General features: G+C 59.7%; 13 protein-coding genes. 3 read left to right on the forward strand and 10 right to left on the reverse strand.

The window, feature by feature from the left end; all coding sequences use genetic code 11:
* Positions 1–8 precede the first annotated feature (8 nt).
* The 9 genes from CAL18_RS17635 to CAL18_RS17675 form a co-directional block, all read right to left on the reverse strand.
* Positions 9–1,070, reverse strand: a complete 1,062-nt coding sequence (locus CAL18_RS17635; RefSeq protein ID WP_094818428.1) for a glycosyltransferase — start codon at positions 1,068–1,070, stop codon at positions 9–11.
* Positions 1,067–2,551 carry a lipopolysaccharide biosynthesis protein gene (locus CAL18_RS17640; RefSeq protein WP_094818429.1) on the reverse strand — a complete coding sequence of 495 codons (1,485 nt, stop codon included), beginning with the start codon at positions 2,549–2,551 and terminating at the stop codon, positions 1,067–1,069. Before CAL18_RS17640 ends, CAL18_RS17635 begins: the two co-directional genes overlap by 4 nt.
* Complete coding sequence (locus tag CAL18_RS17645; RefSeq protein ID WP_141217787.1) at positions 2,548–3,762, reverse strand: glycosyltransferase; 1,215 nt, start codon at positions 3,760–3,762, stop codon at positions 2,548–2,550. Before CAL18_RS17645 ends, CAL18_RS17640 begins: the two co-directional genes overlap by 4 nt.
* The gene (locus CAL18_RS17650; RefSeq protein ID WP_094818431.1) at positions 3,755–4,531 is read right to left on the reverse strand and encodes an AglZ/HisF2 family acetamidino modification protein; all 777 of its coding nucleotides are present in this window, start codon (positions 4,529–4,531) and stop codon (positions 3,755–3,757) included. Before CAL18_RS17650 ends, CAL18_RS17645 begins: the two co-directional genes overlap by 8 nt.
* A gap of 45 nt (positions 4,532–4,576) precedes the next feature.
* The gene (locus CAL18_RS17655) at positions 4,577–5,725 is read right to left on the reverse strand and encodes an N-acetyl sugar amidotransferase (protein WP_094818432.1); all 1,149 of its coding nucleotides are present in this window, start codon (positions 5,723–5,725) and stop codon (positions 4,577–4,579) included.
* 63 nt (positions 5,726–5,788) lie between these two features.
* Entirely contained in the window at positions 5,789–6,772 is a 984-nt protein-coding gene (locus tag CAL18_RS17660; RefSeq protein ID WP_094818433.1) for a methionyl-tRNA formyltransferase, read from the reverse strand.
* Positions 6,769–8,643 (reverse strand): asparagine synthase (glutamine-hydrolyzing), encoded by a 1,875-nt coding sequence (gene asnB / locus CAL18_RS17665; protein WP_094818434.1) that lies wholly within the window; start codon positions 8,641–8,643, stop codon positions 6,769–6,771. Before asnB ends, CAL18_RS17660 begins: the two co-directional genes overlap by 4 nt.
* Before the next feature lie 77 nt (positions 8,644–8,720).
* Positions 8,721–9,887, reverse strand: coding sequence for a DegT/DnrJ/EryC1/StrS family aminotransferase (locus CAL18_RS17670; protein ID WP_094818435.1), 1,167 nt, complete (start codon positions 9,885–9,887; stop codon positions 8,721–8,723).
* The gene (locus tag CAL18_RS17675) at positions 9,884–10,861 is read right to left on the reverse strand and encodes an NAD-dependent epimerase/dehydratase family protein (RefSeq protein ID WP_094818436.1); all 978 of its coding nucleotides are present in this window, start codon (positions 10,859–10,861) and stop codon (positions 9,884–9,886) included. Before CAL18_RS17675 ends, CAL18_RS17670 begins: the two co-directional genes overlap by 4 nt.
* A gap of 208 nt (positions 10,862–11,069) precedes the next feature.
* Between CAL18_RS17675 and CAL18_RS17680 the strand changes: the two genes are divergently transcribed.
* Positions 11,070–11,975 carry an NAD-dependent epimerase/dehydratase family protein gene (locus CAL18_RS17680; RefSeq protein ID WP_170940387.1) on the forward strand — a complete coding sequence of 302 codons (906 nt, stop codon included), beginning with the start codon at positions 11,070–11,072 and terminating at the stop codon, positions 11,973–11,975.
* A 12-nt stretch (positions 11,976–11,987) separates the two neighbouring features.
* Here CAL18_RS17680 and CAL18_RS17685 read toward each other — a convergent pair whose 3' ends face one another.
* Complete coding sequence (locus CAL18_RS17685; RefSeq protein WP_141214398.1) at positions 11,988–13,256, reverse strand: O-antigen ligase family protein; 1,269 nt, start codon at positions 13,254–13,256, stop codon at positions 11,988–11,990.
* Between the two features lie 213 nt (positions 13,257–13,469).
* Between CAL18_RS17685 and CAL18_RS17690 the strand changes: the two genes are divergently transcribed.
* Positions 13,470–14,036, forward strand: a complete 567-nt coding sequence (locus tag CAL18_RS17690; protein ID WP_094797579.1) for an SRPBCC family protein — start codon at positions 13,470–13,472, stop codon at positions 14,034–14,036.
* A gap of 37 nt (positions 14,037–14,073) precedes the next feature.
* Positions 14,074–15,513: an MFS transporter gene (locus tag CAL18_RS17695; RefSeq protein WP_094818561.1), complete on the forward strand. Its 1,440-nt coding sequence runs from the start codon at positions 14,074–14,076 to the stop codon at positions 15,511–15,513.
* Positions 15,514–15,523 lie beyond the last annotated feature (10 nt).

The following is a 15,523-nucleotide window of genomic DNA, read 5'->3' on the forward strand; positions in this document are numbered from 1 at the left end:
GCCGCGGTTCATCCACGTGGCATCGCGGCTATCGCGTCTTGATAGACCGCCGATACCTGGCCCACGCACTTCTCGAAATCGGCGCGTTGCTCAACTAACTGGCGATTCCTACCCAGCGCATACTTGCCTCCGTCCGGACCATCAAGCGCCATGGCAAGTCGATCACACAGCTGCCCGGCATCCGTCGGGGCAAATAGATAGCCGTTATCACCATTATTGATCCACGCCCGATTCGCCGGAATATCACTAACGACCGGCAAGCACCCAGAGGCCATCGCTTCCATCATTGCAACCGAGCTACCGTCGGACAGCGAAGGGCTGACGTAGATTCGATGTGCCGCGTACAGAGCCGGCATAGCGTCTGGCGCGATCGCACCCGGCAAGGCTACCCGGTCGCGGATACCCAATGTATCAAGCCGGCGCTCAATCTCGGCCCGTCCTTCACCATCACCGGTAATGGTTGCCTGGAAGGGTACACCGCGCGCATGCAGTAGGCCCAAAGCTTCTACCAAAGTTGGGATGTTGTATACAGGCTTGAAATTGCGCGCGCAAAGTATCGTACGCCCACGCCCAATCACCACGTCTGCCGGGGCGGGATAACGACCCAGGTCGATCCCATTGGGAATTACCGTTATGCGTCTGGCACCAAGGCGTCGAACCGCCTCGCGCATATGCTCGCCACGAACGATGACGTGCCCGGCCCGCCTGCAGGCGTAGCGGGCCAGCCAACGCCGCTTCCGTGAATCCATCCCGATCAATACGTCACTTCCCATCGCTGTACAAACCAAGGGGCGCGCACCCGCCAAGGCTGCGATAAAACCGTACTCGATAACATGGTGCGCATGCACCACATCCGGCTGCACGCGTTTCAGAATTCGATGCAGGCAGGCGGCCGAAACGACCAGCCGCGGAATGAACGGCCCGCCCGACGGGAGTGCATGGGTGGTGACTCCAGGCCACGACATAGGGCGGGCACTGGCGACGTGCACATCATGCCCCATGGCGGCGTACTTCAAAAACCACCGATGGAAGTGCGTCGAGCGGGCGTCCGCCAAGTAGAGAATCTTCATGACCGCGATCGCCTGTCAAGCAGGCTCCAAATACGAGCACGCGTGGGCCGGTCGAACATGACCAAGAAAGCCCCCACCCATAAAGCCGAGTATGCTACAGCGGCGATCAACCATTGAGTACCGCCCTGCAAGGATGAGGGCACCCGATACAACAGCGTACCCAGAAGAATCGTCACGCCGACGATCATCAAAGGCCGGCGGTAAGACCAAGCCATCGGATGGGCCCGCTGAGCTAGCCAGGCTTCGATCACTGCCCGCACGATAAAGCCGAGCATGCTGCCGAACGCAATGCCGGCAAGGCCGAACAGACTGCCCAGCACGTAGATCGCACCCAGCGATACCGGCAGATACACCAAGTATGCATACAGTGTCAGATAACTTTTCTTAGAAAATCCGATGCCAATACCAACCACCCAGCCGATCGCCTGCGCGGCGACTGCCATGGCAAGCGGGAACACCACGGCCGCGCCTTCGGCATAACGGCCGGCAGTGAGCAGGGCAAGGAGGCCGGGGGCGAACAGCGCCGCTCCCAGACTGCACAAGCATATGACCAATGTGAAGATTTTCAGCACTACGTTGTACGTCTGGATAGCGTCGCGCTGCTTGTACAAAGACATTGAAAACGGCCCCCACGCCATCTGGAATGCCTGCACGATCAAATTCAACAACATGGCGATCTTTGCCGCCACCGCATAGGCGCCGAGCTCGCGCGCGCCCAAAATCCACGCGGTAATAGAACGCTCGAAAACCGGCACTAAGGTGCCGATCAAACTGATACACCCGTACGGAATCGCGAAGGGCAACATCTCGCGCATGAACTTGAAGTTCGCCGGCACGGTCAGCCACTTGCGTGATAGCCAGACGCCAAAAAGCGCAAAAACCAGCTTTGTAGTGATCGCGATGACGTACAAAGCCTCGATGCTCAAGGTGAACCATTTGGCCCAGATCACCAGCCCAGCGACGAAAGTCAAGGAACTGCCCAGAGAGACCGTCAGGAACGCCCGGCGCCGGAAGGTCCATTTCAGCAGGTTCTGTGAGAAGTTGATCAGTACAATAAACGGTACCTGCAGCAGCGCCAGGCGCATCAGGTAACGCGCATCTGGCGACTGGACCAGCATGCCAATGATAACCGGCCCGAAAACCAGGATGAAGGGCAACAGCAGGATGATCAACGACACCTGCAGTATCAACGATTGGGAGATCAGTTGGCGGCGAGCTTCGACAGCTTCGTATTCATAGTAGTACCGGGCAACGGCAGAGTCCTGACCGAAAACCAACGTACGGGAAAACAGCATAACCCAAACTGTGAACAAGTCGATCCAGCCATACTCTTCAATCGAAAAATGCCTTGCTAGTATCGGAAAGGTAATAAGCGCGAGGCTGCGTTCGATCGCGGATGCCCCTCCGTACAACAGCGAATCTTTTGCCAGGAACCTCAATCGTTGGGCAAGCGGAAGCTTGCGCACGTCATTCGAGCTCATTGGCCTTTCCGTAACAAACTCATTTTCCGCTCAACGTAGGAGAGGTAGCGTTGAATGATGGGTTCGACCACCCGCCGCTCGTACCACTCACGACCCTGCTTGCCCAGTAACATCATTGATGCGCGAGACTGGCTGCAATGCACCAAGGCGGCAGCGATGTCATCCGGCTCGCGCGCGTTCACAATCGGGTATAGATCAGGATATTCATCGGCATACAAGGCGTCATCGCGATACGCCATAATAGGCTTACCGGCGACCATCGCCTCAAACAGAATCCCGCTCATCATCCAGGAGTTCTCGAACTCGCCACATACCAGATCCGCCATATGGATACCTGCCATCAGATCTTTGCGATACATCTGGGGCAGCCAGGCAGTGCTATCTTGTATGCCTAGTTCTCGTGCATACGCACGCGTGCGCTCAACATCCTCCCCATACTCCAGCATGACCAATACGGCATTGCATCGTGCAGCGCTTTTCACGAACCGGGCCCACCCCGCCAGTAGGCGTTCCACGCCCTTCGCCGCCGGCTCGGGGCCGACACCTTTACGCCAAACATGCCGGCCGTGATAGACAACCATCAAGTCATGGCCGGACCGCAACTGCGCAAAACGGTCGGTCCAGCGGGAGCCGGCATAGATACCGTCGATGTTCTCGGCGGCGTACATCGGCCCATAAACCATGGGCATCCCTTCAAACCAACGCGTCGAATTGCCTGCAAGCTTTGCATACCGGCGTTCGTATAGATCGTTGGTACGACTCATATGAAACACGGCCGCTGATCGTATCCCACGGCGCCGTGCATACACCTGGTAGGCCTGCGCCGGCCATCTCACCGGGTGGCCGGTAAATCGATAAAACGTCGATCCCCAGATGTCGCCGCCATACGGACAAAATATATCTAGCGGCCTTCCCATGCGGTATGCGTAGGCGGGCGCAATGCCACACCCCACCAGCACGTCGTAGGCGTCGAACTCTGCCCGCAGGCGCTCGCGAGTCAGTTCGCGAAACCGCGTCTCCGCCGGCCAGGACAAGGTCCGGCAAAAGGACTCATACTGGCTGTCATAGCTATCGCAAGCCGGGTGAAAATGCTCGAAATCAGAGTGGTACATGAGCACGTGCGCATCCACACCACGATCGCGCAAATAACGGGCAATCGAGAAGTGGTTGTTGTTCATGTTGCCGATGAACGCCACGCTGGGTCTAGCCATGCTCATGTCCCTTCAGGGTTTCGCGCAACCGGGACTGGTCCGGGAAATTCACCAGCACCCCCATACCTTTCCCCTGGTAAACCACCATGCTGCCCACGCCAACCGCCGATGCGTGGCCTATTTTGACGGCGGCCTCGATATCCGCGATGCTGGCACAGCCGCCATGGGCTATCAGGGGAACGGACACGGCCTCAGCCACGGATCGGATCAACTTGGTATCAATCCCGCGCCAGGTGCCTTCCCGATCGATATCCGTGAGCATGATCTCACCCGCGCCCAGAGACTGTACTTCGATCGCCCACGCCACCGGATCTTTGCCCGTCTTGACGGTCCCCCCATGGGTATGCACGACCTCGCGCCCCCGCCAGGTTCTTTTCACGTCGATCGACACGATCAAGCTTTGGCTGCCAAATACCTCGGCAATCTGCCCGATCAACTGGGGGGCGCGCACCGCGCTCGTATTGATGATCACTTTCTCGACGCCGATCTTGAATATGCGTTCCGCATCCAGCAAAGACGAAACCCCGCCGCCATAAGCTAGCGGCATGAAGCATTCGTCCGCTATTTCGGCCAACAGCGAAAAATCCGGCTCGCGACCCTCTATCGTCGCGCGAATATCCAGCACGATCAGCTCATCGACTTCTAGCTCGTTGAATATCCGCACTGTATTGACAGGGTCGCCAATGTATCGGCCGTTCTTGAACCGAACGGTTTTGACGAGTGCCCCGTCACGCAGCAACAGGCAGGGGATGACTCGAGTCTGCAGCATGCATCACCTATCAATTTGGCGCGGCATAACGCCTTTCCGTGGACTTCAACGACGCTCGTCGGGCAGGGGAAAACAATACTTCAGGTAGAAACTCATGGGCACCAGGTTTGCATCGGCCAGGACCTTGAACAGCGGCCGCATGCGCTCGAAACGCTTCTTGTAAGTAGGAAAATCTCGGAAAGTCCGGTTGGGTCCTGCCATCAATTGTGCGTATTGCTCATCGCTCAGACCCATACGCTTCTTGGCGTACGCAATCAGTTCGGGATCCGGCACGATCGGGGTGTCGAGAATGGCCAGCGCCTCGTCGCGCGGTGTCTTGCCTGTACGCACCTCGGCCGACAGGCTCAGATTCCGATTATCGATGCCGAATTTTTGCGGGTTGTATACCGTATGCAAGAACGATGTGGCGCGGTTTTCAAGGTGATGTCCACCGTAATACTGCCACCCAGTCTTTTCGGTGAGAATCTGGCGCGCCTCTTCTTTGGAATATGCGATATACCAAAGTGGCCGCACGAATTTCTGCCTGTACAACAACATCCACTTCATGAAGCTGCCGAATCGCATATTCGGATACGTCTTCGGCTTGATACGCCCATACTGTTTGTGGATGCTCGCGATGTACTTTCCGTCGAAGTAGTTCTTGCCCATGGGCGAGATGCCTTCCGCCTGGAATGAATGGCCCTCCAGGATATAGCGCACCCCGAATTTCGCAGCCGCCTTGCGTATCGTCTGGACGAATCCCAGATCAGTGGATGCATCGAACTCGGGCACCCCCGCCATCATGAATGCCCTGAAGATATCTTCCGACTCCCGGTTGTCCAGCACGTAGGTGTATAGGTCGATCTTCAGTGCAGACGTTACCTTGCGGATGTTCTCGGTGGCGATGGCTGAATTCCAAGTATTGTCGTAATGCACCGCCAACGGCCGCAACCCCCACTCCAACGCCTTGATCAGCAGGTACGATGAATCTGTGCCCCCGCTCACGCCGATGACACAGTCATACTTCTTGCCTTTGCCGTCGCGCCGGATCTCTCGAATGATCGCGTCCAATGCAGCTTGACCACCCGGCTTGCCCGTTTGATACTGTTCTTCGAGCGCTTCAATCTGACGGCAATAGTTGCAAACGCCATCGGCATCAAAGGATATCCCCGAGACATTCGAGTCGTACACACACCGGCTACATATCACCTTCATTTATGCTCTCTTGCAAAGATTGGCACATCGCCGCACCCCGATACCAAGGTGCGGCGCCGCACATTAGTTTCTACCGCGACCGAACATCTGCCCGGGGCGCACATCGACGCTGCGTGCCCATGCCGCAGCAGGCACGATGGCCTCATCAGCCGTTCTGACCGTTGCCACCTTCAGCAGATACTCCCCGGGCAAGCAAGACACCAGCATGCCGTCGTCGTCAATGGCCACCACCGTGCCGCAGGCTCTATGCGGCTCAGCCCTGCGCTGGAAATCTATGTGCGCGGTTTCGATGCCGATTCGGGTCCTGCCCAAATACGTAAAAGCGCCAGGATACGGATGGCTCTGGGCGCGAACCGCGTTATAAATTTGCAGCGCATTCGCCCGCCAGTCGAGCTCGCCGTCCGCAGGCGTGCGGGGAGGCATGACCGTACGTTGTGCGTCGTCCTGGGCACGTCCTGGCACCTCGTTGCGCACCCACGGAAGCAAATCGTTCTGGAGCAACTCGATGGCCAATCGCTGGATACGGCCATACAAGCTTGCGATAGTGTCGCTGAACAATATCTCAGTGGCGCGGCTACCGATGATCTCTCCCGAATCGACGCCTTGGGCGATGCGAAAAAGCGAAATCCCCGCCTCTGCCTCGTTGTTCAGAATGCTCCAGACCAGTGGCGCATGACCGCTATACCGCGGCAACAGAGATGCATGCAAACCCGCAACCTTGTAGCACTCGTAGATCGAGCGCGGGACCATGTGGTACCAGCCTGCCACCACAATCGCATCCGGCTTCTGTTCATCAATGAACCGCAGCAACGCCGGGTCATTCATCCGTCCGTGCATGACGTACACCGGCACATCGCTGCGGGCGTATTGGTGCGCAATATCGCTATGCAGGTAGTTTCGCACACCGGTTTCACTATAAGAAATCTTGAAATCGCGAGGCGCCGTCAAAATGCCCACGATCTTGATCTCTTCGCTCGCGAAGAGCGCTTCGAGGCATGCGAGACCGAAGTTGCTGGCGCCAACGAAAAGAACACGTATAGGCTTCATGGCAATTGCCTCAGGTACTCATCAAAGCTCAGCAAAGACCAAATCAACAGGCGTCGATTCTCGCGGCCCTCCAGGTGTTCCTGTACCAGGCCATGGACACTGCTACGATCCAGATAAGAATAAATGGGAGCATCGCCTTCTAGCAGGCGGCGGCGCACGAACTCCATGCTTTCGCCCTTGAACCAACTGGCGTCGGGCGCGGAGAACCCCTGCTTGGCCGCAGTTACGATGTCCGGGGGAACATACTTGTTCATGGCGTCACGCAAAATTTGTTTGCCGTCACGGGTACGTTCGAAATACTTGCTGGATTTCAGCCCCGGCTCGTTCTCATTCAGGCGTACGACCTCGCTCAGATTCCGGAGCTTGAGGCCTACCGGGCACCGCATGGAGAAGTCGACCAGATCCTGGTCCAAGTAGGGCACGCGCGTCTCAAGTCCGTGCGCCATGCTCAGCTTGTCTTCGACGACCAGCAAGCCGTGCAGGAACGTTTTAGCCTCGAAGTAGAGCGAGTGGTTGATGTAATCTTCGGGCGAATTCAGCCGGTCGGCATGATGCTTGAAGACACTACGGAAAATTTTCCGTGTGTCGATATCCTTGACGTCACGCCAGATCGGGGAAAATACCTGGGAGATGCGGTGAGAAGGAATCAGGCGTTGCCAGAATTCATAATACTTGTCGACGTAGTCCTCGAAATCGATGTTGACGACTGCCCGGTAGTATCGCCAGGGATACCCACCGAACAGCTCGTCGCCGCCCGCGCCCGATAGCACGACCTTCACGAATTTCGAGGCCATCTGGGCCGCATAAAAATTGGGGTAGCTTTGCCCGACGCGCGGCTCTTCCATATGGTGAATCAGCCGGGGCAGCGCTCGCTCCATGTCGCCAGCCTTCAAGACCATTTCGTAGTGCTCGGTCTTGAACAGATAAGACATGTACTCCGCTTTCGAGCGTTCATCGAAATTCAACTCGATACCCGACGCGGAATGAAGGTCGAATCCACAAGTGAAGGTCTTGATATACGGGTATCTTTGCGCAGCTATGGCCGTGATCGAGCCCGAGTCCATGCCGCCGCTTAGGTAACTGCCCAGTTCAACATCCGTCACCAACTGGCGGTTCACCGCCTGTTGGAACAGTCGATCGAGCTCCTCGCGGTATTCAAGGGGATCCGCCGGCGTCGTAGGCTCTTGGAAGTCGTAGTCCCAGTATCGCGTCAGATGCGGATACTTCCCGGCCCCGTCGATGGACAGGTAGCATCCCGCCGGAAGAAGCCGCACATTCTGCAGCAACGTACGGTCGGTGAAGATATTCTGAAAGGTGAAATACTCAAGCAGGGCTGCGCGATCGATTTGCGGGTGCACCTGCCCGCTCGCCAAGATGGCTTTCTGTTCTGAGCCGAATGCGAAAAAAGTACCGGACTGGGTGTAGTACAGTGGCTTTATGCCACAACGGTCACGAGCCAGGATCAACCGCTGCTCGCGCTTGTCCCATAGGGCAAAGGCGAACATGCCGTTGAAACGGGCCAATGCCTTATCCACCCCCCAGGCAGCCAAGGCGCATAAAACGACCTCGCTGTCAGTGCCGGACTTGAAAACATGGCCGCACTGTTCCAGCTCGGCCCTCAGTTCCCTGAAGTTGTAGACTTCGCCGTTGTAAACGAAGACATAGCGGCCGTCATGACTCGGCATCGGCTGACGACCGAGAGGCGACGGGTCGATAATCGCCAAGCGCCGATGTCCCAGCGCCACGGCCTTGTCGACCCAAGCACCCTCGCCATCGGGCCCGCGGTGGGCAATGGCATCGGTCATGCGCTGCAGCATTTCGCGCGTCGCACGTGTGCCGTCGGTATGGATAAAGCCGGCGATGCCGCACATAGTTTGTCTAGTGAAAAAATAAGAGGAAGGTGCCTGTGAAAACGGCACCTGCACGGAACTGGGTGTAGCGCGCCGGCCTAAGCGCGACCCGAGATCTTTCGTATTGCAGTCACCACGTAGCGGTAATCGTCCTCACTCATACGATTGTGTAGAGGGATAGCCATAGTGTGGTTGCTGCAGTCGCGCGCGGCCGGAAAATCGTCATCGCCAAACCCGAATTTTTCGCGATACAGATTCAACATATGCACAGCATGCGTACCGGGTCGCGTCGCAACGCCCATTTGCTGCAGGTCTTTCATTATGTCATTGCGCGCAGCCGGTGCGCGCTCGGGATCGACCCAGGTCACGAAAGACTGCCACCCATGACGCGCGTTCTGCGGTTCGGACGGCAAGCGCAGCCACTCGATATCGGAAAGTTGCGCGCGGTAATATGCCGCCCATTTGGCACGCTCATCGATGAATGAATCGAGCTTACGAAGCTGTACTAACCCCACTGCGCCCTGAAGGTCGGTCATGCGGTAGTTGTAACCCAATAGGTTGAAATCGGGCAGTAACCACGGTTGCGGGCCGTTGTGCCGTTGCTCTTCGGAAATGCTGGCGCCGTGGTTGCGCATTTGGTTCATGACGTCGGCAAGCTCGGCAGACTGAGTAGTGACCATGCCTCCTTCACCGGTCGTTACCGACTTGCGCGGATGAAAAGAGAATGCCGCGGCATCCCCCAAGCTTCCTGCGGGACGCCCCGCATGCGCGGCGCCCGCCGCGCATGCGGCATCTTCGATGATGGCAATGTGGCTCGGCAGCGCAGCCCGCAGTGCATCCACATCCGCACAAAGGCCAAACAGGTGGACTGCGATCACCGCCCGGGTTCGCTCGGTGACCTTGGCGGCCGCCTGCACGATGTCAAGGTTGAACGTCGAGCGGTCGACATCCACCAGCACCGGAGTTGCGCCGCAATATAGCACTGCGTTTGCCGTGGCTACCCAAGTGAACGATGGGACGATGACTTCGTCGCCGGGGCCGATACCCATTGCGGCGAGGATAAGATGCAAGCCCGTCGTGCATGAGGTCACTGCCAATGCATGCGACACCTGATGTCGCTCGGCGAAGGCTTTCTCGAACGCGGCGACTTTGGGCCCTTGCGTCAGCCAACCGCTCATCAAAGGCTCTTTTGCCGCCAACCATTCTTCTTCGCCGGTGCATGGCAATGAAATGGCGATATTCCGGACGTCGGATCGGTCACTCATTGGAAACCTCGATTGTTCTGCCGCCACTCTATTAATTTCTGCAAACCGTCGGGCAGGCCATACGAATATGTAAAGCCAAGGTCTTGCTTGGCCTTTTCAGGGCACCCGATGCGATTCTGTACCATTCGGCGTGCATCGTCATCGCTGTACGGCTTGTACTGAACTCGGAGATCGGATTTTTTCAGATCGAGAATCAAATCGCACAGTTCTTTAATCGTCGTCTGCACACCGGTTCCGACGTTGTAGAACTCGTCAGTCGCCGACGCTTCGAGGGCAAGAACATTGCAGCGCGCCACATCTTCCACGTAAACAAAGTCGTAAGCCTGCGTGCCGTCGCCATTGATGACAGGCGCCTCGTTCAGGTCGATCTTGTTGAGCATGATGGGAATCACGCCTGTGTAAGCCGCGGTCTGGTCTTGGTGAGGCCCGTAGACATTCATGTACCGCAATCCGACATAGCTGAGACCATAACGATCATGGAATGCGTGGCACATTGCCTCGCCTGATATCTTGGTCGCGCCGTAGAAATTGCGATTGTTGAACGGGTGGGCCTCAGTCATGGGGACTTCCACAGCATCGCCATATACGGATGCCGACGACGAATAAACTAGACGTTTCACATTGTTCCGGACACATGCCTCCAGAACATTGAATGTGCCTTCAATGTTGACGTGGAATGCGGTGCGAGGAAAATCCTTGCAATGCAGGAGCCACATCGCGGCGAGATGAACGACGCCGTCTACCCCTTGCATGGCGTCATTCAGCAGATCTACGTCGCGGATGTCTCCCCCATGCGGATAGATCGTGCAACGCGGATCTTTTAGATATTCTGCGATATTGCTCTGCTTGCCGCGCGCGAAGTTGTCGTAGATGACCACTTGGGCGACGTTATGCTTCAGCAGTTCGGCGACGACAAAGCTTCCTATAAAGCCTGCGCCACCAATGACCAAAATTCTTGAGCCATCGAGTTTCATTAAATCCGCCCAGTATTAGTTACATTTACTATTTTCACGATTTGCCACTCTGCCTGTGCAGCTTCCCCAAGTGCGCCGCATAGCGCAGCGGCGCCGTCGCGGCCGGGGTCGGCGCTATTGTATTCCTGCCTGCGCGCGCTTCCATGAGGGTGGCTGGCCACTCGGAACTCTGAGAAAATTGGGTGGCCAGCTTAAGCGCGAGGAAGAATTGAAAGTAATCATCGCCGGAGCAAGCGGTTACATAGGTCGCCAAACCACGGCGGCAGCGTTGCACCGCGGATTCCAGGTCTTCATTCTGACCCGCGACGCGTCGCGAGCCGTGGCCCCAGGGGTCGCGGCATACCCCTATGACGCGCCCCCGCCCGCCGCTTTCCATCAGGCCGACGCCCTGTTCAATCTGGCCGGCCGGGCCCATACGACGGACACCGGCGCGGGCCACGACGCCTTCGACGAGGCCAACCACCAATTGCCGCGGCGCCTGGCTGACCAGGCCCGCCAGGCGGGCGTGCGGCGCTTCGTGCATGTCAGTTCGATAGGCGTGTATGGCAATACGCGGGACGAACCGCTCAACGAGGCGGCCCCCCTTGCGCCGGACACGCCCTATGCCCGTTCCAAGGCCCGGGGCGACGAAGCGCTGCAGCAGCAATATGAAGACGCGCCCACGCAACTGGCGATTGTGCGGCCGCCGATGGTGTACGGGCCGGCTTGCCCGGGCAATTTCGCGCGGCTGCGCAAGCTGCTGCAAACCGGCGCGCCCCTGCCGTTCGGCGCATTGGATGCGCCGCGTTCGTTTATCTATGTTGCAAACCTGGCAGACCTGCTGCTGCACGTGGCGGCACACCCTGCCGGCCACGGCCTTTTCCTGGCGGGCGACGGCTCGGACTACACCGTGCCGCAGCTGCTGCGCGCCATGGCGCAGGAATCGGGCCGGCCGGCGCGCTTGTTCCCGTTGCCTGCCGCGTGGCTGCGGGCCGCCGCAAGGCTGGCCGGCCTGCGCCGCGAAATGGACAGCCTCACCCGGCCCCTGCTGGTCGACTGGTCCCATGCGCATGCAGCACTGGACTGGACGCCCCCCGTTGATCCGGAAACGGCGCTGCGCGCCAGCCTGGCCTGACATCCGCACGTTTCAGGCAGACTGCGTGGCGCGGTCGCGGCGCGGATACGTCAACGCCAGCATCGCCCCCACCCAGATCGAATAGAAGGCCACCGTGCGCATGCCGCGGAACATCAGTTCCGTCAGGCCGAATATGGCAAAGCCCAGGCAGATGCACAGCCCCATGGCGGCGGCCGTACGGATGGCGCGGTCGCCGTCGCCGATGCGGCGGGCAAAGTACCAGGCCGGCAGCAGGTAGATCACCAGCAGCCCGCCCAGCAGACCCAGGGCGCCGTACTGCGCCAGCACGTAAAGCATGTCGTTGTGGGTTTCGCCGTAGGTGCGGGCCACATCGGCCGATACGATGCCGCGCTTCTGCAGGGCTTCGAGGGTGGGATCGAAACCTTTTTCGCCTACCCCGAACACGGGGCTGGCCTTCCACATTTCGAGCGCGGCGCGCGCCAGCTGCAGGCGCACACACACCGACGTGTCGCTCAGCTCGTGCACCTGGCATTCCTTCCACTGCTTCACGCCCGCCTCGACGCGATCGTTGAGCGCATCGTTGGCCGCGATGACCCCGCAGCCTATCGCCACGGCGGCGCCCACGGCGGCCAGCCGGCGCGACCAGGGCACGCGGTTGTAGGCGCACACGCCGATCAGCAGGAACACCGGGATGGCCAGCCATCCCGAGCGCGTTTCCGAAGCGATGAAACCGGCGAACCCCAGGCCGCCGGCCAACAGCTTTACCGCGATCTCGGTGCGATGCCAGCGCGTCAGGCGCCAGCCTATCGACAGCCATGCCATGACGGAGAACAACAGCGTCAGGTTGCCGAACGTGACGCTGTTATAGGGGGTATAGCCCGCTGTATAGGGACGCGACCCGGCCACCTGCTGCGGAAACAGCAGCAGCCACGCCGCAGTGAGGGCCCCGGCCAGGATGCCCCATTGAATCTGGCGCAGCCACGCGGGCCTTGCATACAGCAGCACCCACGTAACGGGCAGGATGGCCGCGGCGCGGATCGCGCGCTCAAGCCCCGCGCCGCTGAATTGCCCGTGATACAGCTGGCTGGCCAGCACAGACGCCACGACCATGACCATGCCGACGCCCAGCGGCTTCCAGGTGTCCCAGAATCCGGGCAGACGCAGCGACGGCCGACAGGCCAGGCCCCCCAGGCCGATGGCAAATGCCAGAACCAGCACGTAGAAGATCACGCTGGCCGCGCTGGACACGGTCATCAACAACGGCGGCGAAACCGCCACCAACACAGGCAGCAGCGCGGCCCAGCTTATACGTAAGAACACCAAAAAACTCCGTGCGCAGGCTGCGCGTTAGAGCCGCCGTGCAAATTGATTAACCAACCAGATTTTAACCGTATCGAATTGTGATATTACGATACATCAAATTATTAAATGAAAATCGTTGTGCAGGCTGGTCGCTTGGCGCAATCTGCCCGTCGGCGTGACAACTGCGTCTTGCAGGGCCACAATGGAACCAAAGCACCCCAGGAGACCGCCATGCGCATTGCGGATGCCCAATGGATACCCTCCACCCCACACCAAACGTGGGATGCCCTCATGGATCCGGAAGTGCTGCAGAAGTGCCTGCCGGGTTGCGTCCGGGTAGAAAAACGCACGGCCACGGAATACGCGTTGTCGTTGCACGCCAGGGTGGCCGGCCAGGAATCGCACTATGAATGCGATGTGCTGCTGTCCGAACTCAACCCCCCGCACGGCTGCGCAGTGGCCTTCGATGCCAAGAGCACGGCCGCAAGCCTGGCGATCGGCACCGCGCAGATCACCCTTTCCCCCAAAGACGACGGCACGCGCCTGGCTTATACCGTGGCGGCCATGGCGGGCGGGTCGCTGGCCCAGGTGGGCGAGCCCATCCTGATGAACGCGGGCGGCAAGCTGGTGAACAAATTCTTCGGCGCGTTCATCGAGCACATGGCCAAGGTGCCGCGCGCCGCGCCTCCCCCCGAGCCCGAAGAGCCCGAGCGCGGCCTGGCCGCTTCGCGCTGGTCGTGGCTGGCCGTGGCGGCGGTGGTGCTGGTCATACTGGGCTACCACGCCTTCTACAAATAGGTGAAATCCCTAAGCCGGCAGTGATATGCTTGGCGTCATGACGACGCCTGCCGCGCCAGCACCCGTTCCTCCGCCCGGTTCCCCCTTACGCTCCCGTCGCGATCTGCTCAAGGCCATGCTCGGCGTGGCCGCCACGGTAGTGCTGGCGGCGTTCGATTCCACCATTGTCAGCACAACGTTGCCCCAGGTGGCCGAAGCCCTGGACGGCATGGCGCTGTATGCGTGGGTGGGCACCGGCTACCTGCTGGCCACGGCGGCGTCCATCATGATTTTCGGTCGCCTGGGCGACCTGTACGGGCGCAAGCCCTTGATGCTGCTGTCAGTGTCCATTATTGCGCTGGGCTCCATCGCCTGCGGCCTGTCGCAGTCCATGCCTCAGCTCATTGCCTTTCGCACGTTGCAGGGCATAGGCGGCGGCATGATGATCGCCACGGCATTCGCCGCGCCCGCCGACCTGTTTCCCGACGCCAAAGAAAGGGTGCGATGGCTGGCGCTGGTTTCGGCCGCGTTCGCCATGGCAAGCGGCGTGGGCCCGTTGCTGGGCGGCGCGGTCACGCAGGCGCTGGGATGGCGCGCGGCGTTTTTCATTGCGCCGGTTGCCGCGGTGGCCGCGCTGTTGCTGCTGGCGCGCTATTTCCCGCGCATACGCCCGCACGCAGGCGCGGCCAAGCCCCGCATCGACTGGCTGGGCAGCGTGTTGCTGGTCGTGGCGGTCAGTGCGCCGCTGGCCGCCATGGAACTGGCGTTTGCCCCCGGGGACGGGCTGCCTATGGTGGCCCTGGCGCTGATGCTGGCCGGCCTGGCCGCCATCGCGTTGCTGCTGCCGTACGAACGGCGCGTGGCATCGCCCATCTTCCCGCTGCGCGTCATCGCCCGCCGGGAATCGCAGCTGCTCAATCTTGCCGCGGTGGCCGTGGGCGCGGTCATGTTCGTGCTGATTTTCTATACCCCGCTGCTACTGCAGGCCGAAATGGGCTATACCCCCAGCCAGGCCGGCCTGCTGCTGACGCCACTGGTGGCGGCCATCCCGGTGGGCAGCATCATCAACGGGCTGTTGTTTCCCAAGCAAAGCGAGCCGCAGCGGCTGATGGTGTTTGGCGGCTGCCTGCTCGCCGTGGGTTCGATGATGGTGTTCGTATTCAGGACGGACACACCTGTCGCCTGGATTCTTGCTGCGTTCTTCGTCAACGGTTGCGCGCTGGGATTCATGCTGCCCAACCTGACCCTGTTCATGCAGATGCTGAGCGAGCGGCGCGACGTGGGGGTGGCGTCGGCGCTGGTGCAGACCACACGGGCCATCGGTAGCGCCGCCGGCACCGCGATGGTGGGCATCATCATTGGCCATACGTCGGTGCTGGACGGCGTGCGCGCCGGCCTGATCATCTGCGCCGTGCTGGCATTGGCCAGCGCAGTCCTGGCGCATCGCGTCAAGATGAAGAACGTGCTCAAGCGGGCCACGGCGCCGCGCCATTCCTGACCGGACATCA

Source organism: Bordetella genomosp. 7 (assembly GCF_002261415.1).
Classification (GTDB): Bacteria; Pseudomonadota; Gammaproteobacteria; order Burkholderiales; family Burkholderiaceae_B; genus Bordetella_A.

Bases quoted from the DNA above. Each gene is read 5' to 3' on its own strand.
- CAL18_RS17635 (WP_094818428.1), bottom strand. From the start codon at position 1,070: ATGAAGATTCTCTACTTGGCGGACGCCCGCTCGACGCACTTCCATCGG.
- CAL18_RS17640 (WP_094818429.1), bottom strand. From the start codon at position 2,551: ATGAGCTCGAATGACGTGCGCAAGCTTCCGCTTGCCCAACGATTGAGG.
- CAL18_RS17645 (WP_141217787.1), bottom strand. From the start codon at position 3,762: ATGGCTAGACCCAGCGTGGCGTTCATCGGCAACATGAACAACAACCAC.
- CAL18_RS17650 (WP_094818431.1), bottom strand. From the start codon at position 4,531: ATGCTGCAGACTCGAGTCATCCCCTGCCTGTTGCTGCGTGACGGGGCA.
- CAL18_RS17655 (WP_094818432.1), bottom strand. From the start codon at position 5,725: ATGAAGGTGATATGTAGCCGGTGTGTGTACGACTCGAATGTCTCGGGG.
- CAL18_RS17660 (WP_094818433.1), bottom strand. From the start codon at position 6,772: ATGAAGCCTATACGTGTTCTTTTCGTTGGCGCCAGCAACTTCGGTCTC.
- asnB (WP_094818434.1), bottom strand. From the start codon at position 8,643: ATGTGCGGCATCGCCGGCTTTATCCATACCGACGGCACACGTGCGACG.
- CAL18_RS17670 (WP_094818435.1), bottom strand. From the start codon at position 9,887: ATGAGTGACCGATCCGACGTCCGGAATATCGCCATTTCATTGCCATGC.
- CAL18_RS17675 (WP_094818436.1), bottom strand. From the start codon at position 10,861: ATGAAACTCGATGGCTCAAGAATTTTGGTCATTGGTGGCGCAGGCTTT.
- CAL18_RS17690 (WP_094797579.1), top strand. From the start codon at position 13,470: ATGCGCATTGCGGATGCCCAATGGATACCCTCCACCCCACACCAAACG.
- CAL18_RS17695 (WP_094818561.1), top strand. From the start codon at position 14,074: ATGACGACGCCTGCCGCGCCAGCACCCGTTCCTCCGCCCGGTTCCCCC.